Below are 26,256 nucleotides of genomic sequence, written 5' to 3' on the forward strand. Positions count from 1 at the left end.
CAATATTAACTATTAGTGCGGCAATGGTGATCATGCTAATTGTTTATCGCAGGATCAGATAGCGACTGGGCCGTCTCCGAAATTAACGTCCTGAACCAGCGATGGGCAGGATCATCGCGATAGCGTGCATGCCAGCCCATCTCAACCGGAAAAGTACCCAGGTCAACCGGCGCAGGAACGATTCTGAGTCGCTCATCGCGTGACAGATGCTGACAGATCAAACGTGGCAGGGTTGCGCAGTAGTCTGTGACCGCAATCATTTCCGGCACGGCCAGAAAGTGTGTGACGGACACGGCAACCTGGCGACGCAGGCCCCTTTGTTCCAGTGCCTGATACAAACCAGCGCGCATACGCCCAGGCGGCAGAACATTGACGTGCTTTAGCTGTTCATACTGTTCTGCGCTGAGGTTATCGTCTGCCAGCGGATGATCCGCGCGTAATACGCAGGCCAGACCTTCATTCATCAGGTGCTGCACCACCAGATTATCGGGTGGATCAACGATACGGCCCAACACCATATCGGTGTTGCCTGAAATCACGCCGGTTTCTGCGACGTCATTGCCGAAAGGGGTGAGACGAAGTCTGATGCCGGGCGCACAGGCCCTCAGGCGAGCCACGACGGCTGGCATCATGATGAATTCGACATAGCTGTTAGGTGCAAGCGTGAAAAGCCGCGTGGCGTGCAGCGGATCAAAGTCCTGCTGACCAAGGATAACCTTATCGATGGATGACAGCGCAGCACCGACCACCTGGGCCAGTTGTTCTGCTTTGGGAGTCGGACGCATCCCGTAACGCTCACGGATAAACAGGGGATCGTTGAGCGTTTCGCGTAACCGGTTCAAAGCATTAGAAAGCGCCGGCTGAGTAATACCCAGCCGTTCCGCAGCGCGGGTGACATTGCGCTCTTCCATCATTACCAGCAAAACCGGCAGTAAATTCAGATCATATTTCATCAAGGTATAATGCTATGTGAATAGCTGAAATTGAAGAAATAAATTTCATAAATATTCTGAAGCCCGCCATGATTAAAAGGTCAACGCAGAAGACGGCGGTTAACACGCTGGTTCTGACTATCCTTACATCTGAGACCGACTAACGGTTATATGGAGCGTAAATGAAAATTTTAATGGTTTTGACCTCGCATGATGAGTTGGGCACCACTGGTAAGAAGACCGGTTTCTGGCTGGAAGAGCTTGCGGCTCCTTACTATGCATTCCTGGATGCGGGCGCTGACATTACTCTGGCTTCGCCAAAGGGTGGACAGCCTCCACTCGATCCAAAAAGTGATGAACCCGATTCTCAGACTGATGAGACCCGCCGCTTCCACGCCGACTCTGCTGCTCAGGCCGTGCTGGCCTCTACCGTCAAGCTTGATACGGTTGACCAGGCCGCGTTTGATGCCGTTTTCTATCCAGGCGGCCATGGCCCTTTATGGGATCTGGCAAACGACAAACACTCTATCTCGCTGATTGAACAAACCCTGCAGGCGGGCAAACCGGTTGCGCTGGTCTGTCATGCTCCGGGTGTCCTGCGTAATGTGAAAAATGCGGATGGCACGCCGCTGGTCAAAGGCAAGAAAGTGACTGGCTTTACCAACAGTGAAGAAGAGGGCGTTGGCCTGACCGACATAGTGCCGTTCCTGGTAGAAGATGTGCTGAAACAGAATGGCGGACTCTACTCACGAGGCGATGACTGGCAGTCCTATACGGTTCAGGATGGTTTGCTGATTACTGGTCAAAACCCAGGTTCGTCAGCCGAGACCGCGAAGGTTTTACTGGCAAGTCTGGCTAGTAAAAGTGCTCGTTAGTGTAAAGAGTTATAAAGGCGCCTGAGGGCGCCTGTTTTATTGCACCCTTAAAGTACTGCGGCGGATAGTAACAGGGTAAATTATTCAAATTCATAAGGTCAGTCTTCTATTTTTATTAAGGTTGATAATCGTTGTACAAGAATTTTACGGCCTGAATTACGTGTCATTTGCTCCACTGAGAATATAAACATGTTTTTAAAACCAGTGTTGACATCGTTTTTTATATACGTAAAGTAGGACTCATCAGCGGCGTGCAGTTGCCCTGATAAACCGAAAAAAGTGTTACGAGTAAAGTAAAAAGGCCCGACAAATTTGAGAATTGAACTTGTCGGTGGTTCTGTTAAACATTGTTTTTAAAAAACTGTTCGTTAGTTAATGATAACCCTGTTAAATGGAGTCGAAGTAAGTCTTTAGCAGTTTGTAGTATCGCGTCGCGATGATGTAAGGCCTCGTAGTTCTGAACGTTACGTTACGACAGGATACGGTTGCGGTTTAAACGTCGTAATGAAAGTAAGGCAACGCATCAAAATTATATATCGCGATGGGGGTGTGCAGGTTTATACGGGCCTGACCTGTCTTTGTCTCCTGAAAGACTATCAGGTGGTTGAAACCGCTAATAATAGTGACATTTTAATATTGTGATCATTATTATCCGCAGGATCTGTTCATAAATAGCAGTACCGAAGTAGTACCTATCAATTAAGTTAGTTAATGGTAAACGTAAAATCTGTAGTACCTTAAAAGCCCTGGCTATTTCAGTCAGGGCTTTTATCATTTTGTGATGTCTGTCAGTTCTTTTCAGGACGTTGATATTAGTAATGACGCTTACCATGGCAACGTGTACCGATAAAAACTCGTTTGAGTCACGTGCGATTTATTTCCCTGCTATTCTTTCGTCAATTCAACACACTTTTTCCTGCTCAACCCGGCATCAATTTTTAAACCACTATCGATATACAAAGAGTGATTCTACCTTTTCAGCCATGGACGCCAGTCGTTCACGCAACCACTTATGCCCCTTATGGTGATAGGTTAGGTGATGCCGGGCCATGTTTTGCTGAAGCCAGGGATGCTTAGCGTTAGCAGCAATATGATCAGAAAAGCACGGATGATCGCTAAACCTCATCCGATAATCAATGGGTAACAGCAGTGGCTGAATGGACTTGTCGCTGCGGCAAGGTCGGCTAAACGCTAACGGGTGATAAGCTTGATAATTTATGACCAGCGCGTTTTCAGCATGTTGGTTGCCTCTTCCTGCAGGGTTTACTATTAACATAAGCCTCGAATAACGCCGCCCTCTTATGTTTGTAATACGAGAAATAGGGTGCGCCGTTTTATGTCTCACAAAATTGATATTTTCAGAAGAGTTTACCTGACAGGTCTGAGGCATCTTTTCTATATCGACAATTTTTACCTCTTTATCTTTGTTTCTCTGAGGAACAGAGTCTTTAGTGGTATCGCGCTTCTCGCACCCAATGAGTACCTGAGCTTAGATCGTGTACAAAAATGTCAGGAAAACTCAATAAATCAGCAAAAATAAATTAATCCTCATTTGAAGTTGGATAAACTTTAAAGTTGAATTCATTAGATTTAACTTATTGATTTAAATCAATTAAGTTATAACTTTTTATTATTACTATTCACTCATCCATTTAACAGGGGAAAGGTGGGTACTTAAAAAATAAAAAGAGCTGAAGTCTATATCAACAACCCTATTGGCTGTTGATAATGTTGAAAATATATGTATTTATCGTATCAAATTATTTTTCGCTGATTGAATCATGACGAATAAATACCCCGTTTAAAATCACTGCATTACCCAGTGTTTCAGGGTGTTGTATGTAAAAGGGTCGCTTTTTTTTGCATCTGTTACGCTGAATGAGGTGAGGCAGCTTTATTTATTAATTTTACTCCTTTTCCATCGCGAAGGATTTTCGTTTAATGATGGTAAAAAAATCATTCTGCGTCATAGTCAATATTCGCTGATTAATTGCGCTATATCTTGTTTTTAAATCATCTGCGTATGTTATGTGCGCTATTACCACAGAGGTTAAAATGTCTACTGAATCTCCAGAGAATATTTCAGGCGATCTTTCTAAGTTCGTTGGTACGCATTTTGTCTATACCTATGATAATGGCTGGAAATATGAGTGGTACGCTCGTAACGAAACCACCTGCGATTACCGCATTCATCAGGGATTAGTAGGTGGCCGCTGGGTGACTAACCAGAAGATGCACGCGATTCAGTTCGCCCCGGGCATCTACAAAGTAGACTGGCATGAGCCCACCGGCACCTGCGTCAGCCTGCTGTTTGATCTGAATCGCACTCTGGTTCACGGCACTATTTTCTTCCCGCAGTGGATTGCCGGAGAAGGTCAGCACCCGGAGAAAACTATCTGTTATCAGAATGACTTCATTGAAGATATGCACCGCTTCCGTGATGAAGGTCCGGCCTATCCCTACGTGATCATTCCTGAGTTTGCTAAAGTCACTTATATGAAAAACGAAGGACCTGATAACGATGAAGTGATCAATCAGGCACCCGGACAGATGCCTGCTGACTATTTTGATGGTAAATGATTAACCTGGCTACCTGCTCATTGTGAGTGGGTAGCTTCTGTCTGACGCGCCAGCGTGCGGGCCAGAATGGATGAATAGAGTGGTTTTCCCCCCAGAAATTGGGCCAGCAGTGTCGCCCCAAGACAGGTAATAATCATCGGCAATATCAGCTGATAGTTATCGGTCATCTCCAGCACCAGCACAATCCCTGTCAGCGGTGCTCTTACCGATGCTGCAAACAGTGCGCCCATTCCCGCAATTGCAAAGGTGCCTGCTTCCAGATGATAAAACGGGAACAGGTCTGTCATTGCCACCCCAAAGGCGGTTCCGAGCAGCGTTCCCAGTGCCAGCATTGGCGCAAAAATACCGCCCGGAGCCCCTGAGCCAAAACAGAGCAGTGTTGTTACCAGTCTGACCAAAAAAACAACCAGCAGCAGGGCGAAAGGGAACACACCATGAACTGCCTGTGGAATCAGCGATGAACCTCCGCCTGCCCCAGGTGCGAACAGTAGAGCCAGAATACCGCAGCCGCCGCCAAGCAAAGCACCCGCCAGCACCACGCGTGCTGTTTTACCGGCATAAAGGCGGGCAAAAAGATCCTGAGTTATAAATATCAGGCGATTAAACAGCACGCCGACCATGCCGATGATCATGCCGAGCACCAGATAGAGCCACAGCGTTTGCACCGGTGCATCAGCCAGCTTGCCCACAGAGATTACCGCCTGTCCGCCGTTGAAACAGCGAAAAACGATGCTCGCCATAATCACGCCGGTAAACACGGCTTTGATCGAAATCAGGTTATAACGGAACTGCGGACGCATCTCCTCGATGATAAACAGGATGCCCGCCAGCGGCGCATTAAACGCCGCCGCAAGACCGGCCGCCGCACCGGTTGCCAGCAGCGTATGACGTGCTTCATTGCTGCGCATCCCCAGAATATCGATGACCATGCGGCCAATGTTGCCACCCAGCTGCACCGTTGGGCCTTCCCGTCCCAGCACCATCCCGGCACCCAGCGTGCCCAGACCGCCAAAGAATTTCACCGGGATCACCCGCCACCAGCGAACCGGCCTCAGCTCTTCCAGCGCACCTTCAATTTCAGGAATACCGGAACCGCCCGCTTCGGGAGCGAAGCGTCGTACCAGGAAATAACCTACCATCGCCAGCAGAGCTGAGATGGCAAAGGCCGCGGCATAAAGCATCCAGCCCTGAAACTGTTCAGGCGTCAGCGTGTCGGCGCGCCACTGCTGTATTGCCTCAACGGACCGGGCAAACGCCACGCCCGCCAGGCCAACCAGTGTACCGACCAGTGCGGCGCAGAACAGCATCGCCAGCGGCGTTTTATCCCGATGTAGCAGGGCGCGAAACATCCGGCTGCGCGCCGCGATGGAGCGGGGAACATAAACAGGCTGCGGTGATTCTTCATTCATTGAGAGAGATTCTTGTTCAACCAGACCAGCGTGCCAGTTTACTGAGTGATAATGTGAAAACAAACGGCAGGATCAATTTCAACGGAGTAAAAGTGTTAATCGGTTTGTGGTGGACAAACCACTTGAGCTATGCGTTCGCGGTAGGCTGGATTGTCCTGATTTTTTAGCGCCTGAACCGCTGCGGTCAGCGTGACCTGATTCTGTTTCAGGTTGGGCTTATCATTGAGAAATGTCTGGCGCAATTGTTCGTCAGAAGTCGCTGGCGGAAGTTGACACTTCTGGCGCAGGTCGTCGGTAATTTGCTGCTTACGCAGCGCAAATTTCAGCGTGTCATAGGGCGCGGCTGCCACAACAAGTGGACTTAATAGCGGCAGAATAAACAGCGTATTGAGGATCACGTTCATGATGATCTCCTGGCTGCGGATTGCGTCTTCGGCAGTTTTCAGTTGAGTTTAATCGCATTGAGTGATTAGCCTGAGCACAGCACCATTGACCGACTGCGGTTAGTTCGCAACGGCTGGCATAATTATCATAGCAATACTGGCGTGACAGGGAGCTGACATGCAGCCACATTCCACTGAAATTATTACCGCTGACTGCTGTATTGTCGGCGGTGGCCCGGCCGGATTGATGCTGGGCTATCTTTTTGCCCGCGCAGGTCTGCGCATCGTGGTGATTGAAAAGCACGCCGATTTTCTCCACGATTTTCGCGGAGACACCATCCACCCCTCGACGCTGGAGATTATGCATCAGCTCGGTCTGCTGGAATCTTTCCTGACGTTGCCGCATCAGCGTGCCGAAAAGCTGGAGGCGGAAATTGCAGGACAGAGTATTACAATGGCCGATTTCTCACGTTTGCCGGTTAAATGCCGATTTATCGCTTTTATGCCGCAGTGGGATTTCCTGAACTTTATGGCAGAGCAGAGCGCCCGTTACGCGGGCTTCAGCCTGCTGCAATCGACTTCGTTTGAGTCCCTGACGTTGGAAAATGGCACGGTCAGTGGCGTGACGGCCTCACGCGGTAATCAGCAGCTGCATATCACCTGTAAACTGGTGGTCGGTGCAGATGGCCGCCATTCGCGGGTGCGCGAAGCGGCCGGACTCACCGGTCAGGAATTTGGCGCAGCGCGCGATGTCATCTGGTTCCGCTTAAGTAAGCAGCCGCACGATCCCGAACTGGGCATGGGTCATAAAGGACCACGGCAGAACTTTATCGTTATCGATCGTGGCAACTACTGGCAATGTGGGCTGACGATCCCGAAAGGGGAGTTTGAGGCTAAACAGGTCGCCGGACTCGACGCGTTTAAAGCAGAAGTGGCCGCACTATCGCCTTTTGAAGCGACGCGCATGGCGGAGATCACCCACTGGGAAGCGTTTAAGCTGCTGTCGATAAAGATTGACCGGCTGGATAAGTGGGCAAAACCCGGCGTGCTCTGCATTGGTGATGCTGCACATGCTATGTCACCGATTGGCGGCGTTGGCGTTAATCTGGCGATTCAGGATGCCGTAGCGACGGCGAACCTTCTGAGTGCCCCCCTGAAGCGGGGTGAACTGCAGCCACGCGATCTGGAAAAAGTGCAGAAGCGTCGTCAGTTCCCCACTGTCGCCACACAATTTTTGCAGATCAAAATGAGCCGAAACAAAGCGAAAAGGAAACCTACGGGAAGCAGCAAGGTTCCCGCCATAATCCAGCGCCTGCCGTTCCTGCGTTTTGTGCTGGGGCGCCTGATTGGTCTTGGCTTCAGGACGGAATCGCCACAGATCGCGCGCGTAAAAGAAGAGCGTTAAATGATTTCGACAGCGATTCTATATCGTGCGACACTGTTTCGCTGTGAAAGTACTGTCAGGTTGAGCCGCTATTCATCTGATAATTGGGCGCTAATTGAGCATTGTTAAGCTAAATTATTTTCGATTTTTGCGCCTGCATAAGAGAGGTTTCAGTGCATAACGAGCAAAATGGCAGCGATGTAAAACGTCGGAGCGCAATCAGGGCACTTTTGTCTCCGGACGAAGCCCGGGATAAAGTGCTGCAGAGATTTGTTAATCTCGCCAGCCAGGTGCTGGGTATTTCAGGCAGCTTCATTTCGATTATTGACGATCATAATCAATACATTAAAGCATCACGGAACTTCGATCTTAAACAATCGACCCGGGATGAATCTCTTTGCCGCCACGTTATCGATGGGGATGGGCATCTTGTGGTGGTGGACACGTTACTGGACGAGCGCTTTGTGACGCATCCCTTCGTTAAAGGGGAGCCGCATATTCGCTTCTATGCTGGTGTCTCTCTGCAGAATCTCGACGGTGCGACGCTGGGTACGCTTTGTGTGACCGACACGCAGCCACATTCCTTCAGTGAAGAGAAACTCGTCACGCTGCGTTCGCTGGCTACGCTGGTAACCTCTTTTCTGGATGTCTGGAATAACGCAGGTTATGCTGACGTTATTACACACCTCCCGAATCGCCCACGCCTGATTCGTGATATTCAGCAACTGACGCTTACTGCACCCCATAGCCGCTTTCGCCTGATTCTTATCGACTGCCTCGACATCATTCGCGCATATGAGCTTACCCGCGCGGTGGGTATTGGACCGATGGAGAAACTTCTGAAACAGATGGCACAGGATGTCGCACATCGGCTCAATCTGGCTGAAAATGACACGCTTTACTCTTTTGCCCCCGGCCGTTATGCGATCGTTCAGCCTTATTCAGGCCGTTTTACCGCACATAATTTACCCGACCTGTTTAAGGGCATGAAGGCCGATCTGTCAGAAAATATCACGCTCGACCTGGATGTTTTTGCCGGTGAAACAGAGTTTGTACCGGGTAAGATGGATGCCAACGAAACGGTGCGTCAGGCTGTGAGTGCGCTGCATGAGGGGATTGATGAAAACATCAGTGCGATGTGTTTTGAACAGAGTTACGACTCGCGACGCACCGATGACTTCATGATCATGAACGACCTGGCTCAGGCGCTGAATAAAGACGAAGAGCTTTACCTGGCCTGGCAGCCAAAAGTCTGTCTCAAAACCGGTAAAACGGTCGGGCTGGAGGCGCTGATCCGCTGGAATCACCCTGAGCGGGGCGAGCTCTTCCCATCAGAATTTATCCCGTTAGCGGGTAAAACTAACCTGATCTCCGATCTGACTAACTGGGTTATCGACCATACCGTTGAACAGCTGGCGCGCTGGAATCGTGAGTATGACCTGATTCCGGTCTCGATCAACGTCAGTGAGCGCGACTTCGCAAAAGCGGATTTTGCCGACAAGCTGGTGGCGAAATTAGCGGCGGCTCAGTTGCCCAACGCTATCCTGGGCATTGAGTGTCTGGAAAATGAGTTAATCACCAAAAGCGATGTGGCGATTAAAGGGCTGGTAGCGCTGAAATCCAGGGGCTTTGTGATATCACTGGATGATTTCGGCACCGGCTACAGCAACATCAGCTATCTGCAGGATATTCCGCTCGATGTGATCAAGATCGACCGGTCACTCATCTCACGTATGGGTGAAGATGATGCATCGAAAATCATTGTCAGATGTATTATTCAGATGCTCAAAGAACTGAATTACACCGTGCTTGCCGAGGGCGTCGAGGCAGAAGCAACCCTGGGATTGCTGAAAGCTTACGGTTGCGATCAAATCCAGGGCTACTTCTTCTCAAAACCGCTGCCCGCCAGCGATATTGAACACTGGTTGTATCCGAAGTCACGCTAGTAACCTGCCCGCAGCATTCGCTGCGGGCTCTCTTATCACTCACTGCCGATGGCGTAGCGCTCTACCGGGGTAATGCTTTTAATCAGCTTATTATCAAACAGAAATTGCTCATAAGCCTGATAACGTGCGCGATCCAGTTTAGCCGGGTCGGCTGCGAACAGCGGCAGGGTGGCACGCCATGCCTGATGGTTTAACGGCGTGTTCAGTTCCGGATGGGCCCGGACAAACGTCAGCCAGTTCTGCTCGGGATGCGCCTGCAATTCTGCATTTCCCTTCTTCAGTGCCCGCAGAAATTTCTGGATTTTCTCCGGGTGGGCTTCATCACGGTTAGCAACGATAATCAGCTCATCATAGGCCGGAACACCATAATCTTCGACGTTAAGCACCACCGGCGCTTTGCCCGCAAGTTTCATCTCCAGGGCTTCAATATTGCGATAGCCGCCTATCACTGCATCCACCTGGCCTGTCATTAGCGCGCTGGTGAGCTGAAAATTGACGTTAACCAGCTTCACCTGATTGGCGTTGACCCCATCATGGGCCAGCATAGTCGTCAGCGTCGCCTGCTCAATGCCGCTGACCGAGTAGCCGATGCGCTTCCCTTTTAAATCTGCCGGTTTTTTTACTGTTTTGTCTAACGTCATCAGCGTGTTCAGCGGCGTGTTAATCAGCGTACCCACCCGCATCAGCGGCAGGCCCTGGTCGGCGAAAAAATGCAGCTGCGGCTGATAGGTAATGGCTAAGTCCGCCTGTTTAGCTGCCACCAGACGTGGTGGCAGCGCCGGATCGGAAGGCGGCACGATGTTTACATCCAGCCCTTCAGCTGCAAACGCACCGGTCTGTTGCGCCACCATGATAGGTGCGTGATCGGGATTAATATACCAGTCGAGCACCAGCGTCAGTTTTTCCATCGCCTGAGCCTGAGTGGCTAAGGCGGCGCTGAACAGCAGGGTAAACAGAGGCAGTTTAGTCATGAGTTTTCTCATCTTTGGAGGTCATTAAATTGTCTCGGGAGCCCAGGAAATCAGGCGGCGCAGCAGGAAGTCGATAGTCAGCCACAGGCCCAGCGTCATCAGCACCAGAATGAAAAGCGCAGCGAAACAGAGGTCGCTCTGCATCCGTGCGTTAGCATTCAGCATTACGAAGCCCAGCCCTTCGGCTGAGCCAACCCATTCACCGATGATTGCCCCGATTGGCGCGACGGCCGCCGCCATCCGCAGCCCTGAACCCAGCGCGGGCAGCGCGGCTAACAGTCGGACATGACGCAGTTGTGAGGCACGTGAAGCGCCCATCGTTCGAGCCAGATCGAGATAGCCGGGGGTGACGCGGCGCAGTCCATCAAAAAAGCTGGAGGTTACCGGAAAGAAGATCACCAGCACGGCCATCGCGACTTTGGCGCCTATGCCAAAGCCAAACCAGAGCACCAGCAAAGGCGCCAGGGCAAACACCGGAATCGCCTGGCTGGTGATTACCAGCGGCATCATCCAGCGCTGTAACCATGGCGAAAATGTCATGCCCAGCGCCAGCGCGCCACCCAGCAGCACGCCGAGCGCCATGCCGCTGAGGATTTCGGTCAGGGTAATCAGCGTGTGATGGCTGAGATAGTCAGCGTTCTGCCACAGCGCGGCGGCGACCGCAGCGGGCGAGGGCAGCAGAAACGCCGGAATGGTGGTCAGCGTGGCGAGCCACCACAGCGTAATCAGTCCGGTAAACAGCGTCGCGCCCCGGCGAATACCGGTAAAATGGTTTCTCATCGGACTATCCTGCACAGCTGCTTCAGTAACGCGGAGTGACTCTGGATGACATGGATGTCGTCTGGAGCCCGCGGTGGCTGACCCTGCAGAGGCGTGCAGGCTTCTATCCCCGCCACACCTATCACCAGCAGATGATGACTGAGTCGGCAGGCTTCTGCGGCATCATGAGTAATTAACAGCACGGTATGCCCGACCAGCACTTCTGCGGCCAGCGTCTGTATCTGACTGCGTGTTAGTGCATCCAGCGCGGAAAACGGCTCATCCATCAGCACAATGGGCTGACGGGTGTAAAGAGTACGGGCCAGCGCGGCACGCTGACGCATCCCGCCGGAGAGCGTCGCGGGTCGTGCGCGGGCATATTTGCTTAGGCCCACCCGCTCCAGCAGATGCTGCGCCCAGTCATGGTCGGCTTTCTCGCCCTTCAGGCGACTGGCGAGGCAGACATTCTGTTGCACTGTGAGCCAGGGATAGAGCAGATCCTGTTGTCCCATCCAGGCGATGCGACCGGTCAGCGGCAGACCGTCGCTACCGCTAATCTGTCCGGAAGTCGGTGGCGTCAGACCGGCAATGACCCGCATCAGGCTGCTTTTACCAACGCCGCTGGCACCCAGTAAAGCGGTAAATGCACCGCCCGCAATCTCCAGATCAAGCTGGCTGAAAAGTTGCTGCTGACCCAGCGTCAGGCAGAGCTGGCGAATGGAAATACCAGGCGGCACGCCATCAACAGGCGGGTTCATGGGCTGACCCGAAAAGCGGCAGCATGGTTGAGCCCCATTTGCCAGAATGCTGCTTCCAGCCGGGTCGCAGTGTTGAAAATCTCCGCCAGCCGATCAAAACGCTGTTCACCCGCGCGCTGCTGAGCGAGAGCTTCAAACAGCAAAAGTGAGGAACCGACGCCTGCCAGGTAGGATTCATCGCCGTAATTCTCTATCCATGGGCCGTAAGGATTTCCCTCAAAGCGAGTCGAGGGATCATCCAGCAGCGTCAGACCAATTTCAGCGTAGCCAGCGACACACGGCATCAGTGCCGCCATCAGCTCCAGCGCATCCCCGGTGTGCCCTACGTCCAGCACATAGCGGGTGTAGTTGATCGTTTCCATTGCTTCGGGTTCGCTCGCCATCTCTGCCTCGGAGATACCCCATTGCTGACAGTAAGCCAGATGCAACGGCAGTTCGTTGACGATGGCGTTAAGCGATGCGGTCGCAGTGCGTAACATGGCGGGCTCAGAGAGTTTGCTGATCAGCAGACCCCAGGCACGCGCGAAGTGCAGCAGGAACAGCATGTCCTGAGTGAGGTAGTGGCGGAAAGCGGCGGGTGGCAGCGTGCCCTGACCGAGTTGCTGCACAAAATCGTGCCTGACATACGCGTGCCATTGAGTGCCTGCCTGCTGGCGCAGACGACCATAAAAGCCGGTTTCGAAAAGCGGATGTGACATGGGATCTCCAGTAACAGGGAGATCCGGGCATACGGTCTGGAACAGGGATAGTGCAGGAGATGACGCAGAAAAATCTGCCGACCCGTCCCTTCGCTGGCATGACCCAGATCAGGTTCAAAGGGTTCGGCTTACGCCATCTCAGCCCATTACAGGACACCCCTCGGAGACATTCGTTATACGATAATTTGTGCCAGAGTACAACGGCACGAGCGAGCGATCTTAGGTGACATTGTCACTCAAGATCGGCTCCGTTGCTGGCAATCACTTTCTTATACCACCAGAACGATTTCTTACGGGTGCGCGCCAGTGTGCCGTTGCCCAAATCGTCGCGGTCAACGTAGACGAAACCGTAGCGCTTGCTCATTTCACCGGTCGATGCAGCAACCAGATCGATGCAGCCCCAGCTGGTGTAACCCATCACCGGCACACCATCTTCGATGGCATCGCCCATGGCGCGGATGTGTTCACGCAGATAGCTGATGCGGTAATCATCGTTAATCTCGCCATTCGCATCGATTTCATCGCGCGCGCCCAGGCCGTTCTCAACCAGGAACAGCGGCTTCTGGTAACGGTCATACATCATATTCATGGTGATGCGTAAGCCTAGCGGATCGATACCCCATCCCCATTCGCTGCGTGGCACGTGAGGATTGGTCAGGGATTTCACCACATTGGCGGCGCTGCTGTTCTGCTCATTCATCTCCGCCGAAGCGCAGCGTGAGGCGTAGTAACTGAATGAGACAAAATCGACGCTGTTTTTCAGGATGTCAGCATCACCGTCTTCAATCTCAAGCGTCACGCCTTTTTCACGGAACACGCGCGCGGCGTAGGCCGGATAGGCGCCGCGCGCCTGCACATCAATAAAGAAAAGGTTTTCGCGATCTTTCTCCAGTGCCGCCCAGACATCTTCGGGTTTACTCGACCACGGGTAGAAGTTTCCGCCTGCCAGCATGCAGCCGACCTGATTGGCCGGATTCACTTCATGCGCGATCCGCGTCACCATCGCACTGGCAACCAGTTCATGATGTGCCGCCTGATACTTCACCTGATCCCTGTTCTCACCAGGCTCAAACACCAGGCCAGCTCCGGAAAACGGGCTATGCAGCAGAATATTGATCTCGTTAAAGGTCAGCCAGTATTTCACCAGCCCGTTAAACGCCTCGAAACAACTGCGGGCATAACGGGCAAAAAAGTCGACCATTTTGCGGTTGCGCCACGAGCCATATTCCGTGACCAGATGCATCGGCACATCAAAATGGCAGAGCGTCACCAGCGGTTCGATATTGTATTTACGGCACTCTTCGAATACCGCGCGATAAAAAGCAATCCCTTCCGGATTAGGCGTCAGTTCGTCGCCGTTGGGATAGAGGCGGCTCCAGGCAATCGACGTGCGGAACACGCTGAACCCCATCTCGGCCATCAGCGCGATATCCTCCGGATAGCGGTGATAAAAATCGATGGCCTCATGGCTGGGATAGAATTCATCATCACGCAGGGTAAAACGCTTCTCCAGACCCAGCTTGACCGGCATACGGTGCGGACCATGCGGAATCATATCAACGGTGGTTAAGCCCTTTCCGCCTTCACGAAAACCGCCTTCACTCTGGTTGGCAGCCAGTGCGCCACCCCATAAAAACCCTTGCGGGAACCTTGAATCAGACATGCAATCCTCTTTTCCGGGTCAGCATGACCCTTTCCTTAAGTGGCAGTTTAAAGGCTATTAACCGCGTTGGTGCGCTCAGTAACAGGCGCAGGTGGCGGGACGGTCCCGGATTCGGGTTTCGTTTCAGGCTCTGTTTCAGGAATATCTTCAAACCCTAACAGCAGCGTCAGCACAAACGACAGCACCACCGACAACACCATGACCGCACCGACCCAGACAATACTCATGGGATTAGCAGGATCGAAGAACTGTACGCTGGTAAACAGGCCGGGAGAGGCCATTGAGTGGCTGGCCAGCCCGCCGATACCCGCGACCGCGCCACAGATAAAACCGCTGATCAGACAGGCGATCAGCGGACGCTTAAGCCGGACCGCAACGCCATACAGCGCCGGTTCTGAAATTCCGGCAATAATGGCGGAAGCCGCTGCCGCCAGCGCAGTCTGACGCAGTTCCCGGTTTTTGGTGCGAAACGCCACCGCCAGTGATGATCCACCCAGCGACAGGTTGGCACCGATCTCTGACGGCATTACCATGCCCTCTTTGCCGGTTTCGGCAATGGTCTGGATGATGGTCGGCGTAAACACCCGATGCATCCCGGTCATGACCAGCAGCGGCCAGATAGCCCCCATAATGGCGACGGACAACCAGCCAAGATAGCCATGGACGGTGTAAACCAGTGCGGAGATGCCGCTGCCGATCCAGATGCCAATCGGGCCAATCAGCACAATCGCGATAGGGGCAGCAATCAGTACGATCAGCATCGGTTTAAGGAAGTTTTTCGTCACGGCAGGCGTAATGCGATCTACGCCGCGCTCAATGTGCGACAGGATCCAGGTCATCACCAGCGCCGGAATCACCGTGTAGGTATATTTCACCGCCGTCACCGGGATGAAGGCGAATTCGACCGGTTGACCCTGTGCCGCTTTGGCCATCAGATCAACAAAGTTGGGATGGACCAGCACCCCAGCAATGGCGATCGCCAGCGACATATTGGTTTTGAATTTCAGCGCTGCAGAGGCGGCTACCATGATCGGCAGGAAGAAGAAGGCCCCGTCGCCAATGACGTTAAGGATCACCAGCGTTGACGACCCTTTTTCAAACACGCCCGCCATATCCAAAATCATCGCCAGCAGTTTAACCATCGACCCGCCAATAATGGCCGGGATCAGCGGCGACATGGTGCCCACCAGCGCATCCAGAATACCCGCACCGATGCCTCTCAGGGTGATTTTACGTTTCACCGGCACCCTCGGTGCAACGCCAGGCGATCCCAGTTGCAGTACCGCCTGATAAGCCTGCGAAACATTGTTGCCAATGATTACCTGGCACTGGGTATCGTTATGCACCACACCCATTACGCCCTTGATGGCTTTGAGGCGGGGAGTATCGACCTGCGTTTCATCTTTCAGCACGAACCGCAAACGGGTCATGCAGTGAGTGACGGCTTCGATATTGGTGAGGCCGCCTAGCGCATCGACGATGGCGCGTGACACCTCGGCATAATTTATGGGCATGATCGTTTTTCTCTGTAGGGTAAATCGGTCAAAGTTTTTTATGTTTTAGCGCCTGCACGCAGGCAAATAGGAAACCGGTTTCACAAAATCATGAAGTGCTTTGATTGCGTCGACAAGAGGTTAAATCAGCCACATTTATTTTTTGTGAAGTGGATCACCCGTCTGGCTCAGATTACTTCGTGCTGAGTCCGGGTAAATATTTCCAACATTGAGAGGCTTAGGTAAACTGCAGGACGACGCAGAAAAGGGACATCATCATGGCAACGATTCAGGAAGTGGCTAACAGGGCGGGCGTCTCAAAAGCGACAGTGTCACGTGTGCTCTCCGGCAATGGCTATGTCGGGCAGGAAAAGCGTGAGAAAGTGTTGAAGGCGATCGCAGAAACCGGCTACCGGCCCAATCTGCTGGCGCGCAACCTGGCGACGAAAACCTCTCAGACTATCGGGCTGGTCATCACGAATACGCTCTATAGCGGCAGCTACTTTACTGAGTTAATGGCGCATTCCGCGCGCATGATGGAGCAGCAGGGGCGCCAGCTGATTCTGGCGGACGGCAAACACACCGCTGAACAGGAAGAGGCAGCAATACAGTTTTTGCTCGACCTGCGCTGTGACGGCATCATCATCTACCCGCGCTTCCTGAGCATTGACGCGCTTGATGCGATTATCACCCGCCACAAACAGCCTATCCTCGTCATCAACCGGCGGCTGCGCGTCAATCATAGCTACTGCATTTACAGCGATCAGCACGCCAGCAGCGCTATGGCGGTAAGCCATCTGCTGAATCAGGGACATCGTGATATTGCATTTATCACTGGCTCGCTGGATTCCCCGACCGGTGCAGAACGCCTTTCCGGCTATCACGCTGCAATGGCTGCAAAGGGTGTTGAAACCGACGACCGTCGGGTGGTGGCGGGTAAATGGACGGCCAAGAGCGGGATGGCCGCCGTGGACACGCTGCTGGAACGCAGCGTGCCATTCACAGCGCTGGTGGCGAGTAATGATGAGATGGCGATTGGTGCCATCAAGCGTCTGACCGAGTGCCATATTGCGGTGCCTGAACAGGTCTCGGTGATTGGTTTCGATGATATCCCGCTGGCACCTTATATTACGCCGTCATTATCCAGCATGAAGTTGCCGGTCACGGAGATGATCGATGAGACGATTAACCGGCTGCTGACGATGCTGGATGGCGGTGACTGGCGTACCCCGGCGCCGTTCACAGCCAGCCTGATGTTGCGCGATTCCGTCACTAAAGGGCCAGGATTAACTTAACCCGCCGTGATCTGCATGACCTCAATCGTCTGATCTCTGAGCTGCGCGACCGTTGCTGCATCCAGCGTCTCATCAGTGATCACATGCCCGACCTGATAACCGGAGGAGAGCGGATAAGGGTGAATCAGACCAAATTTGGAGGCATCAGTCAGGGCATAGCTTTCAGCGCCTTTCGCCAGCACCGCATCCACCACATCACAGCGCAGCATGTTGCGGCCGGTAAAACCGGTCTCCGGATGCCAGCCATCCACGCCAACAAACGCCCGGTGAAAGTGGATCTGTTGAATGGAATAACGCGTCAGCGGACCGACTACAGACTCACTGCTTTTCTGCAGTAATCCCCCGAGCACAATCACTTCACAGGCGGCTTCCCGAAGAAGCTGGGCAATATAGTGGCTGACGGTAATCAGCGTGAGATCGGCCCGGTCAGCCAGCGCACGCGCCAGCAGCGCATTGGTACTGCCGCCTTCGATGAATACCGATTCGCCTGCCTGAACCAGGCTGGCCGCATGTCTCGCCAGCGCCTGCTTGATGGGATAACGGGTATTCATTCGGGTGCCGACGTTATCGCTGTCCAGCGCCAGCGCTGAGCCGTGAACCCGGCGCAGCAGACGATCGCGTTCCAGCAGCGTGAGATCCTGACGCACCGTCACTTCAGAAACCCCGGTGAGCTGCGCCAGTTCACTAACGGTCACGCTGCCACGGCTATTAACCAGTTGAATAATCTGATGATGTCGCGGATTCATAATTGCGTTTCGCAGAAAAAAAGGAGCTTCAGTGTAACAGGGATATCCCGCGCCGGTGTACAACGCGGGATTCGGGTCAGGACAAATCCAGCGATCGGCGTCCGTTAAGATTGAGATCCTGCAGCGTAAAACGCTGGTCCCACTCTGTTTCATAATCTTCCGGTGGAAAATCTCCTGGCGAACGTCCGTGCTCCAGCGCCTGTGCAACCCGCCGGGCATAGGTGCGATTTTTGTCGCACATCGGCGCAGCGGGGATATACATTACATTGCCCCAGCCCTGCTGATCCTCCACCGGCGCTACAGCGTGGATCACATCACAATGCCACCATACCGAATCGCCCGCCTCTAAGGCAGGTATCGAACAGAGTCCGGCCATCAGGTGTGGATGCCACTGCTCATTGACGGGCAATACCCGACCCGGTGCGACGCCGCACAGTTCATCTTCTGGCACATCTGAAAGCAGCGGACGCAACAGAACATAAGCCATCGCCTGCGGCACAGGCACCACATGCAGCAGCCCCTGACCTGGGATCATGTCGGACATTGCGGTCCAGCCCTGAAAAGTGCGGAATACGGAACATTTGGTGGTACCCGGCAGATCGTATTCATCCACTTCGGTGCGGTATGCCGCATCCCAGGGATCGTAAGCGGCAAAATCACCGTGAAAAAGCTTACTGAAAACCTGCTGATACGCGGGGAGTAACCAGCGTTCCAGCGCGCCAGAATCAGTGTGGGCGCCCAATCCTTTTGAGGTCGTGCCCGGCAAGCGGCGACGGATACGATCGGGATAGATAACGCTGATATCCGGATTGAACCACTGCTTACCCTGAGATTCAAACGTCCATAACCGGTTCAGAAAGGATTGCGCATCAGCCATTGCCGCGCTCTGCCGCGCCTGCATTTGCGCCTGCGACCAGTAAACGGGATAGATTTCGGGGCGGGAGGCGGCCAGCGATCCAAAGAAGTCATCGCCAGGGCCGCGATACTGTTCGTCAAACCGGTTGTGATCGAGATAGTCGAACATTGACTTATCCCATGCCAGCGCCTGCTCACGCGCGAAATGCTGCTTAATTACCACACAGCCGCGACGTTTAATCCGCGCCCGGGTTTCATCCGAAACCCTTCCTGCTGCAATGTCCTGCATTGGCACCCTCGGCCAGGCGCTGCCCGTGCGCTTTTCATCTGCTTTTGCTTCATCAATCGCGGCTGTGATGTTGTCGCACACCTGTTGAAACAGCGTATCGACATCACCGATTTGCTGGCGTAACTGCTTTTTCATCGCGCGGATTGCAGCTTTAACGTCGTCAGGTAATGGGGTAGATCGGGTTTCATCACGCATCACATGCTCCTCAATATTCGGGTTGAGTTACGAATGTAATTAAAATAACCTTCATTCGTAATTTGCGATTGAGGCTAACATTTTTTTAACGGAGAAAAACGTGCTTGATAACACAACTTTTGAACCGGAACGCTCTGAAAGCCGTTAGCAAAGTCACTATTTGCATTCTCATTAATCCACACAGCGAGTAAGCTTTATGAATCAAATCAATCAGCCGAAAGGACAGAACGGCGAACGTAAAGGGGCAGGCGAGATGGCGGTTAAGATGATTGCGGTGGATATGGATGGCACCTTTCTGGACGACAATAAGCAGTACAATGTTCAGCGGTTTTCACGTCAGTATGCGCTGCTGAAGCAGAAGGGCATCCGTTTTGTGGTGGCCAGTGGTAATCAGTATTACCAGTTGCAGCGCTATTTTCCCGATATCAAAGATGAGATCGCTTTCGTGGCGGAAAATGGCGCATGGGTCTCTGACTGCAACGAAGAGATTTTCTGCGGCGAGTTAGCGCAGGAGAAGGTGCATAAGATCCTCGATATTCTGGCGCATGAGCCTGACATCGCGGTGGTGGTCTGTGGACGCAATGGCGCGTATATGCCTTCATCCACCTCTGACGAGGTGATGGCGATGCTTGCTAACCACTATCACCGGCTTGAAAAACGCGATGACCTCTATGCCATCGACGACACCATTTTCAAATTCTCGCTGAAGCTGGAGAATGAAGGTGTAGAAGCACTGCTGCAAAGACTGCATTCCAGCCTGGGCGAACTGGAGAACATCATGCATCCGGTTTCCAGCGGGTTTGGCTTTATCGATCTGATTATCCCCGGCTGCCATAAAGCACATGGTATTGCGCTGCTCCAGGAAAAATGGGGTATCAGCGACTGCGAAGTACTGGCGATTGGTGACAGCGCCAATGACATCGAGATGCTGCGTCAGGCCTGCTTTAGCTTCTCAATGGCGAATGCTGCTGATGCTGTAGCCGCCGTGGCGCGCTATCAGACTCAGAGCAACAATGACGAAGGTGCGCTGAATGTGATTGCGCGCGTGCTGGCGCGCGAATTCCCGTTCGATTAACCTCTTTAACGTGCAACACGGGCGGTTCTACCCGTTACTCTCGTGATGGCTGCGCGCGTGATTTTCCATTTCATCCAGCGCAGCCTGATTCTCCAGACCCCACTCATACATCAGTTCAATCGGCTCTGCGAAAGTATGACCGAGTGCCGTGAGGCTGTATTCCACTTTTGGCGGCACCACCTGCCAGACCCGTCGTGACACCAGTCCGCGCTGCTCCAGCTCCCGCAGCGTCTGAATCAGCATCTTCTTTGAAATGCCCTGCAGGCTGCGCTCAAGTTCCCCCGTGCGTGCCCTGTTATCTGGCCAGTGATAGAGCGCATGCAGCACCATCGTGCTCCATTTCACTGAAAAAAGTTCCAGCAGTCGGCGCGGCGGTGAGTCCGCATAAAAGCACAGTTTTCCTTCAACCCAGACCGGCATAATCACACATCCTTTTTCATGGTAACCAAAAGGTAACTACTACCAAATGAGTTTCCGTGTGTCTATAGTTGGCCGCTTTCTTTACGACCATCAGGTGATAAGAGGCAACAGATGAAAATTAACGCGCTGGTAGCATTCCACTCAGATCAACCGCTAAAGGCCGGCCAGATTGAGCTACGTGACATGCAGGCTGACGATGTCAAAATCGAAATCCTTTTCTGTGGCGTCTGTCATTCTGACCTTCACATGGCGCGCAATGAATGGGGCGTCAGCCGCTATCCCCTGGTTCCGGGGCATGAGATTGTTGGAAACGTCGTTGCAGTGGGTGACAACGTCACTAAGTTTTCGGTCGGTGATACGGTAGGTGTTGGCGTAATGGTCGACTCCTGCCGCGAATGCCACTTCTGCAGGCAGCATGAAGAGCAATATTGTGAGGCGGGTTTCACGCCAACCTACAACGGCACTGATAAATACACGGGTAACACAACCTCTGGCGGCTATGCGCAGCATGTTATTGCCGACCAGCATTTCGTGGTTACGGTACCCGACAATCTGGCGCTGAACGCGGTGGCTCCACTGCTGTGCGCTGGCGTGACTGTCTGGTCACCATTGCAGCACTTCAATGTCAAAGCGGGCGATCGTGTAGGTGTGGTGGGTCTTGGCGGGCTGGGTCACATGGCAGTCAGGCTGGCTAGCGCGATGGGCGCAGAAGTTACCCTGTTTACGACCTCTCCGGCGAAAGGGGTGGATGCACGCCGTCTTGGCGCTGAACATGTAGTGATCTCGCGCGACGCTGCACAAATGGCAAGGTGTCAGGCATCGCTGGATATCATTCTGGACTGTGTCGCTGCGCCGCACGACCTCGATCCCTATCTCAACGCGCTGAAAACCAACGGCCAGCTGGTACTGGTTGGGATCCCCGATCAGCCGCATCCATCACCGAATGTCACACCAATGGTGTTTCGCCGCCTGAGCATTACGGGCACCTCAATTGGCAGTATTCAGGAAACGCAGCAGATGCTCAACTTCTGTGGTCAGCACAACATCACAGCTGACGTAGAGATGATCTTGGGGGATGAGGTGGAAACGGCTTTTGAGCGTATGCTGACCAGTGATGTGAAATATCGTTTTGTCATCGATATGCAGAAAACCCGCTGGTAAGTCATTGACCCGCTGTGAAAGCGGGTCTATTTCCTCCCTGCAGCAGGTCTGAACAGAGAAAGGCAGATGAGAGGCTTATAGTTACAACATACTTTAATCTGCTGACGTTATTGCCTGTTGAAGCCTCGGTACTCAATCGGTCTTGCAACAAAATCCGGGCAAAAAAAAACCCGGTTTAATGACCGGGTATCTGTTTAACCTTATAAAGATGCCAGTTAATCCTGCTCTTTATCCCCGTCACGCTTTACTGTTTGATCCTGCTCAACCACATGAATAAAAGGTTTAAGCAGCTGAATGTCCAGGATCACATACACCATGGTGCTAATGAACAGAGAAATCACACTGCCAAACACGCCGCTGGTGGTAAAGGTCAGATAGTTGTAAATCACCAGCCAGGTCACGCAGATAAACAGCGAGAGCGAAATGGAAAGATTGGGCACAGAGTAATTGCTGGTGCCACCGCCCTGGGTGTGTGTCGCTTTGAACAGGTTTCCGATGGAGTATTTCTCCAGCACCAGAATACTCTTTTCCCAGTTGCGCTGTTTCCGCGCACTGGTACGGGTCAGAAACAGATAGAGGATGGAGATGAAGAACCCGGAGAAGGCGATGAGTACCGGTATGGCTTCCAGCGCATAGGCAATACTCTTATGTGCCGTGCCGGCGGCGCTGAGATCAAGCGTCAGTGAGGCGCCCAGTGCAGCATACAGAAAGAGAAACAGCAGCAGAAAGGTCAGGCTACGTTTCCAGTCGCCATCGGCCTCTAATCCTTTTTGCTGAATGGCCAGCTGTAGCGATTGCTGAATCTGTTGAGCTTCAGGTGAGCCTGTTTCAATGGTGTGGCATGGCGCGGCAAAGAAGTTGTGCATAAACAGCTCATCTTCTTTGTGAATGGTGATTTTCATCAGAAACCTGTATTCGGGGAATTTTCTTTATTCTAATCAGCACGCGATGAATTAACAGTAACTTTGGCTAAACCGGCGGCCCCACACCGGCTTACCGGGATATCAGGCTCAGCAGACTGCTTATTACTGAATCAGTTGCAAAGGAGTGTGCGGCATTCTCTTCTTCATAACGCATCTGTTGATAGCGCAGCAGGGCGGCATCCGCGTTATCGGCATGCACCTCGTGCCACACTTTCTTATAACCCTCGGAAGTTAACGCGTCTTGCTGCTCCTGCCGCACTATGTTCACGGCTTTGAGTGTGTGATCTTTCTGAAACAGGCGATAGTCTGGCATGGTTATTTCTCCACAGGATTATCCAGCGCTTTAAACTGTCTGATGGCTTCATTAATATTATTCGTATCGACAGTCGCAATGCAGCGATCACCGTTAAAAACATCATATCGGGTATTGTGCAGCTGAAACAGCAGATCCCTGCCGCGAAAGTGTATACGTTTTTGTTTCACGCCAATCCCATGCCGCCGTAATAATGCCTGTGACAGGCGATCGGTCTCTTTTATCATTCCTTCAGCTCCTCGGCAGTACGTGGTCACTGCCAGTAAACCTGATAAACATTAGTTTTATATTAAGAGATAACCCTGTTTTTAGCAGGGCTTAAGCGTGAGTTTCTGAAGAATTACCCGGTGGGTGGGCTGTAGAAACTATCATGCGATCTGATTAATGCCATTCGCTGCGTTAACGGACCGCAAATGCGGTACACTTGCCCGGATAACTCGCCACAGGACACGCCGCTATGAACGATAAAAAGATGATTTCCATTGATCAGTTCAACGCTGATGAACGACTGGCCGTCGAGCAAACCTATAAGGGCCTGGCGGAGAAGTACCGTCAACGAACCGGTAAAGAGCCCGATAGTAAGAAAGATAAAGAATTTAATAGCGAAGCGCGTCAGATCGTTATGACCAGTAAAATGGAGAAGGAAAGAGCGCTGGCAGAAAAGGCGAAGAAAAAACCGCTGCGCAAAAAGAAACCTTCTTCACTGACCGCCAGTGAAGTCAGCGATTTCAACTGGTCGGCTTCAATCGTTAAAGGCCGCAGATAATCCACAACCGCGTGCCATGCAATGGCGCGCGGCCTGTTTTCCCCGCTGGTTTCGTTTCAGGCCTGCCACTAACGGCTATAATTTGCGAGAATTTTAAGCTGCAATAAGAATATTCTGCAAAATACTAACCCTGCTCCATCATTTGCCGATAAACTGCCATAACCTTTAGCTGCTTCAGTACGCATATGAATTATTACACACACGATGATGTTCAACTGAAGCAGCGCTCAAAGCGATTTGTGCGTCGCATGTTTATGATGCGCCAGCTGGGCACTTTTCTCTGTTTTCTGCCTATTTTGTCCGTTCTGATGGAGATGGGTAAAAGCCCGGAACTCTGTGCTCTGCTGTTTACTAATGCCTTTGCCTGGCCTTATGCAGCCTACAGACTGGCATTGCAGTCGCGCGATCCCACAGGATTTGAGCGTAAGAATCTGACGCTGGATGCGGCTTTTGGCGGTTTCTGGGTGGCCTCCATGGCGTTGAGTCCGCTCCCCTCGATTATTATCATGGCGGTGCTAATCTCCGATCGTTATTCGGCGGGAGGCTGGGTCCAGCTTAAGTCCGCATTGCAGGCCTTTCTGTTAGCTTTCGTGCTGGTGTGGCTGGCGGAAAGGGCAACTCTTTTACTGACCTTTAGTACCCGTACCGTCTGGCTGACACTACCGCTTGCAAGCGTATATCTACTGGCATTAAGTATCGTTTCGCACAATCTGACCCTGACTCTGCGCAAAAAGAACCGCGAACTCGAACGCATTGCGCTGATGGATCCCGGTCTGAAGATTCCAAATCGTCGTCTGTTTGAGCGGCGGCTTGAAAGTGAATTTTTGCGGACGCAGCGAGGTGAGGGTAAAGCCTGGTTAATGCTCCTGGATGTCGATCACTTCAAACAGGTTAACGACACCTTCGGGCATGAAGCGGGTGACTTTTTACTGTCAGAAATCTCGGCACTGCTGCGAGACAGCGTCGGCCTGAAGGATATTCCTGCCCGTTTTGGCGGTGACGAATTATGTGTGATTGTACGGGACGCGGATGAACCCAGCATCCTGTTGCTGGCAGAAAAGATTAAACAGGGGATTGCCCTGTTGCGGTTGCCAGCGTCATCCACCTTTCAGTGTTCGGTGAGTATCGGCATTGCACCAGCGAGTGATGCATCATCAATTCATGAGTGGCTAAGATGCGCTGATGAGGCGCTTTATCAGGTCAAGCGCGCCGGACGCAACAATGTTCAGGTGTGGCATGCCGGTACGCGGGAAACGCTGAGTGAAGTCAGCAGCAAACAGAGAATCTAGCCTGAGACAGCATCTCAGGCTGAAGGGTTAAATCGCCGGGTAGTCGCCGGTGCCTTCAGGCCACGGCGTCAGCAAATCAAAACCCTTTTCGGTGACGGCGATGGTATGTTCCCATTGCGCAGAAAGCGAACGGTCTTTGGTCACGACCGTCCAGCCATCTGACAGCACGCTGGTTCCGGCTTTACCGGCGTTAATCATCGGTTCGATGGTGAAAATCATCCCCGCCTTTAGCGGCATGCCTTCGCCTGGCGTGCCGTAGTGCAGCACCTGCGGATCAGTGTGGTAAATCTCACCGACGCCATGACCGCAATACTCCCTCACCACAGAGAAGCCAGCGCCTTCCGCTACACGCTGAATCGCCGCGCCCACATCGCCCAGCGTTGCGCCAGGACGGACGGTTTTAATGCCTGCGACCATTGACTGATAGGTGATCTCAACCAGACGTTTGGCGCGAACCGACGGCGTGCCGACAAAGTACATCCGGCTGGTATCGCCGTACCAGCCATCTTTAATAATCGCCACATCGATATTGACGATATCACCATCCTTGAGCTTCTTGCTGGCCGGAATACCGTGGCACACTACATGATTGACCGACGTGCAGGTGGTGCGGGTATAGCCGTGATAACCGATGTTAGCGGGCGTCACCTTAAGTTCATTCACAATGAAGTCGTGGCAGATATCATCCAGCTCTTCAGTCGTAATGCCAGGGCGGACGTGAGGGGTGATCATTGCCAGCACCTGAGCCGCAGCCTGTCCGGCTGCCCGTGCCATTTCAATCTCCGCGGCGGTATGAATTTTAACGGTGTTCATGACACGTCTCCTTGTGTAGTGAGGCTCTCTTTAGGGAGCATATTGCGGATGTCAGCGCTGCCTTCCAGTTCGAGCCGGATCAGCATCTGCGCCAGTTGGTGTTGAGTTTTCTGTGGATAGAGTTCAGCCAGCATGCCAAGCTTAAGCCAGTGTTCTGCCTGCGAATTAATTGAGCGGCTCATCGCCTGACTGGCGATGCGCAGATTCTCATGCATCAGGTCGGAGATTTTTACGATACCCATGTGAGCCTTATATAAAACGTATA

26 protein-coding genes and 1 riboswitch are annotated in these 26,256 nt (G+C 52.6%); of the genes, 9 read left to right on the forward strand and 17 right to left on the reverse strand.

All coding sequences use genetic code 11. The features are described 5' to 3' along the window. Positions 1-35: 35 nt before the first annotated feature. Positions 36-953: a LysR substrate-binding domain-containing protein gene (locus tag HZZ01_RS14040; protein ID WP_179898215.1), complete on the reverse strand. Its 918-nt coding sequence runs from the start codon at positions 951-953 to the stop codon at positions 36-38. A 161-nt stretch (positions 954-1,114) separates the two neighbouring features. Between HZZ01_RS14040 and HZZ01_RS14045 the strand changes: the two genes are divergently transcribed. Both HZZ01_RS14045 and HZZ01_RS14050 read left to right on the forward strand, forming a co-directional pair. Next, positions 1,115-1,807, forward strand: a complete 693-nt coding sequence (locus HZZ01_RS14045) for a type 1 glutamine amidotransferase domain-containing protein (RefSeq protein ID WP_179898216.1) — start codon at positions 1,115-1,117, stop codon at positions 1,805-1,807. A gap of 2,055 nt (positions 1,808-3,862) precedes the next feature. Then, positions 3,863-4,387, forward strand: coding sequence for a phenolic acid decarboxylase (locus HZZ01_RS14050; protein WP_179898217.1), 525 nt, complete (start codon positions 3,863-3,865; stop codon positions 4,385-4,387). A gap of 17 nt (positions 4,388-4,404) precedes the next feature. On the opposite strand, the gene clcA is transcribed toward HZZ01_RS14050, so the two are convergent. Then, positions 4,405-5,796, reverse strand: coding sequence for a H(+)/Cl(-) exchange transporter ClcA (gene clcA, locus HZZ01_RS14055; protein WP_179898218.1), 1,392 nt, complete (start codon positions 5,794-5,796; stop codon positions 4,405-4,407). A 95-nt stretch (positions 5,797-5,891) separates the two neighbouring features. Beyond that, positions 5,892-6,200: a YicS family protein gene (locus HZZ01_RS14060; RefSeq protein WP_179898219.1), complete on the reverse strand. Its 309-nt coding sequence runs from the start codon at positions 6,198-6,200 to the stop codon at positions 5,892-5,894. 157 nt (positions 6,201-6,357) lie between these two features. On the opposite strand from HZZ01_RS14060, the gene HZZ01_RS14065 reads away from it, so the two are divergent. Then, positions 6,358-7,584 (forward strand): FAD-dependent oxidoreductase, encoded by a 1,227-nt coding sequence (locus HZZ01_RS14065; RefSeq protein WP_179898220.1) that lies wholly within the window; start codon positions 6,358-6,360, stop codon positions 7,582-7,584. 152 nt (positions 7,585-7,736) lie between these two features. Beyond that, positions 7,737-9,509, forward strand: a complete 1,773-nt coding sequence (locus HZZ01_RS14070; protein ID WP_179898221.1) for an EAL domain-containing protein — start codon at positions 7,737-7,739, stop codon at positions 9,507-9,509. Between the two features lie 35 nt (positions 9,510-9,544). Here the strand turns inward: HZZ01_RS14070 and HZZ01_RS14075 are convergent, their stop codons facing one another. From HZZ01_RS14075 to ascF, 6 genes are all read right to left on the reverse strand, one after another. Then, entirely contained in the window at positions 9,545-10,480 is a 936-nt protein-coding gene (locus tag HZZ01_RS14075; protein ID WP_179898222.1) for an ABC transporter substrate-binding protein, read from the reverse strand. A gap of 24 nt (positions 10,481-10,504) precedes the next feature. Then, positions 10,505-11,260 (reverse strand): ABC transporter permease, encoded by a 756-nt coding sequence (locus HZZ01_RS14080; protein ID WP_179898223.1) that lies wholly within the window; start codon positions 11,258-11,260, stop codon positions 10,505-10,507. After that, complete coding sequence (locus tag HZZ01_RS14085) at positions 11,257-11,997, reverse strand: ABC transporter ATP-binding protein (protein ID WP_179898224.1); 741 nt, start codon at positions 11,995-11,997, stop codon at positions 11,257-11,259. Before HZZ01_RS14085 ends, HZZ01_RS14080 begins: the two co-directional genes overlap by 4 nt. Beyond that, positions 11,994-12,695 carry a thiaminase II gene (gene tenA, locus HZZ01_RS14090; protein ID WP_179898225.1) on the reverse strand — a complete coding sequence of 234 codons (702 nt, stop codon included), beginning with the start codon at positions 12,693-12,695 and terminating at the stop codon, positions 11,994-11,996. Before tenA ends, HZZ01_RS14085 begins: the two co-directional genes overlap by 4 nt. A 68-nt stretch (positions 12,696-12,763) precedes the next feature. Then, positions 12,764-12,866, reverse strand: a riboswitch (TPP riboswitch). Positions 12,867-12,927: 61 nt separating this feature from the next. Further along, positions 12,928-14,358 (reverse strand): 6-phospho-beta-glucosidase, encoded by a 1,431-nt coding sequence (locus HZZ01_RS14095; protein WP_179898226.1) that lies wholly within the window; start codon positions 14,356-14,358, stop codon positions 12,928-12,930. A gap of 47 nt (positions 14,359-14,405) precedes the next feature. After that, a complete protein-coding gene (gene ascF, locus HZZ01_RS14100) occupies positions 14,406-15,872 on the reverse strand; it encodes a PTS cellobiose/arbutin/salicin transporter subunit IIBC (RefSeq protein ID WP_179898227.1) in 1,467 nt (488 codons plus the stop codon). Positions 15,873-16,129: 257 nt separating this feature from the next. Between ascF and HZZ01_RS14105 the strand changes: the two genes are divergently transcribed. Then, complete coding sequence (locus HZZ01_RS14105; RefSeq protein WP_179898228.1) at positions 16,130-17,146, forward strand: LacI family DNA-binding transcriptional regulator; 1,017 nt, start codon at positions 16,130-16,132, stop codon at positions 17,144-17,146. Here HZZ01_RS14105 and HZZ01_RS14110 read toward each other — a convergent pair. After that, complete coding sequence (locus HZZ01_RS14110) at positions 17,143-17,892, reverse strand: DNA-binding transcriptional regulator YciT (protein ID WP_179898229.1); 750 nt, start codon at positions 17,890-17,892, stop codon at positions 17,143-17,145. The genes HZZ01_RS14105 and HZZ01_RS14110 overlap by 4 nt on opposite strands. A 76-nt stretch (positions 17,893-17,968) precedes the next feature. Next, positions 17,969-19,231 carry a DUF1479 domain-containing protein gene (locus HZZ01_RS14115; RefSeq protein ID WP_179898230.1) on the reverse strand — a complete coding sequence of 421 codons (1,263 nt, stop codon included), beginning with the start codon at positions 19,229-19,231 and terminating at the stop codon, positions 17,969-17,971. A 253-nt stretch (positions 19,232-19,484) separates the two neighbouring features. Between HZZ01_RS14115 and HZZ01_RS14120 the strand changes: the two genes are divergently transcribed. Next, the gene (locus tag HZZ01_RS14120; RefSeq protein WP_179898385.1) at positions 19,485-20,306 is read left to right on the forward strand and encodes a Cof-type HAD-IIB family hydrolase; all 822 of its coding nucleotides are present in this window, start codon (positions 19,485-19,487) and stop codon (positions 20,304-20,306) included. Between the two features lie 27 nt (positions 20,307-20,333). On the opposite strand, the gene HZZ01_RS14125 is transcribed toward HZZ01_RS14120, so the two are convergent. Then, complete coding sequence (locus HZZ01_RS14125) at positions 20,334-20,726, reverse strand: helix-turn-helix domain-containing protein (RefSeq protein WP_179898231.1); 393 nt, start codon at positions 20,724-20,726, stop codon at positions 20,334-20,336. A 111-nt stretch (positions 20,727-20,837) separates the two neighbouring features. Here HZZ01_RS14125 and HZZ01_RS14130 point away from each other — a divergent pair, with 111 nt between their 5' ends. Then, positions 20,838-21,887, forward strand: coding sequence for an NAD(P)-dependent alcohol dehydrogenase (locus HZZ01_RS14130; protein WP_179898232.1), 1,050 nt, complete (start codon positions 20,838-20,840; stop codon positions 21,885-21,887). A gap of 215 nt (positions 21,888-22,102) precedes the next feature. Here the strand turns inward: HZZ01_RS14130 and HZZ01_RS14135 are convergent, their stop codons facing one another. The 3 genes from HZZ01_RS14135 to HZZ01_RS14145 all read right to left on the reverse strand — a co-directional run bounded on the left by HZZ01_RS14135 (position 22,103) and on the right by HZZ01_RS14145 (position 23,293). Continuing rightward, positions 22,103-22,789 carry a hypothetical protein gene (locus HZZ01_RS14135; RefSeq protein WP_179898233.1) on the reverse strand — a complete coding sequence of 229 codons (687 nt, stop codon included), beginning with the start codon at positions 22,787-22,789 and terminating at the stop codon, positions 22,103-22,105. A gap of 91 nt (positions 22,790-22,880) precedes the next feature. Continuing rightward, positions 22,881-23,123 (reverse strand): hypothetical protein, encoded by a 243-nt coding sequence (locus HZZ01_RS14140; RefSeq protein WP_179898234.1) that lies wholly within the window; start codon positions 23,121-23,123, stop codon positions 22,881-22,883. 2 nt (positions 23,124-23,125) lie between these two features. Beyond that, positions 23,126-23,293: a hypothetical protein gene (locus HZZ01_RS14145; RefSeq protein WP_255434236.1), complete on the reverse strand. Its 168-nt coding sequence runs from the start codon at positions 23,291-23,293 to the stop codon at positions 23,126-23,128. 287 nt (positions 23,294-23,580) lie between these two features. On the opposite strand from HZZ01_RS14145, the gene HZZ01_RS14150 reads away from it, so the two are divergent. Together HZZ01_RS14150 and HZZ01_RS14155 are read left to right on the forward strand one after the other, a co-directional pair. After that, complete coding sequence (locus HZZ01_RS14150; RefSeq protein WP_179898236.1) at positions 23,581-23,889, forward strand: hypothetical protein; 309 nt, start codon at positions 23,581-23,583, stop codon at positions 23,887-23,889. Between the two features lie 185 nt (positions 23,890-24,074). Further along, positions 24,075-25,178: a diguanylate cyclase gene (locus tag HZZ01_RS14155; RefSeq protein ID WP_179898237.1), complete on the forward strand. Its 1,104-nt coding sequence runs from the start codon at positions 24,075-24,077 to the stop codon at positions 25,176-25,178. Between the two features lie 27 nt (positions 25,179-25,205). Here HZZ01_RS14155 and map read toward each other — a convergent pair whose 3' ends face one another. Continuing rightward, complete coding sequence (map, locus tag HZZ01_RS14160) at positions 25,206-25,991, reverse strand: type I methionyl aminopeptidase (protein ID WP_179898238.1); 786 nt, start codon at positions 25,989-25,991, stop codon at positions 25,206-25,208. Continuing rightward, positions 25,988-26,233 carry a ParD-like family protein gene (locus tag HZZ01_RS14165; protein WP_179898239.1) on the reverse strand — a complete coding sequence of 82 codons (246 nt, stop codon included), beginning with the start codon at positions 26,231-26,233 and terminating at the stop codon, positions 25,988-25,990. The genes map and HZZ01_RS14165 overlap by 4 nt, the downstream gene beginning before the upstream one ends. Between the last annotated feature and the right edge of the window lie 23 nt (positions 26,234-26,256).

It is taken from the genome of Pantoea sp. WMus005, assembly GCF_013415305.1.
Taxonomy (GTDB): Bacteria; Pseudomonadota; Gammaproteobacteria; order Enterobacterales; family Enterobacteriaceae; genus Pantoea; species Pantoea rara.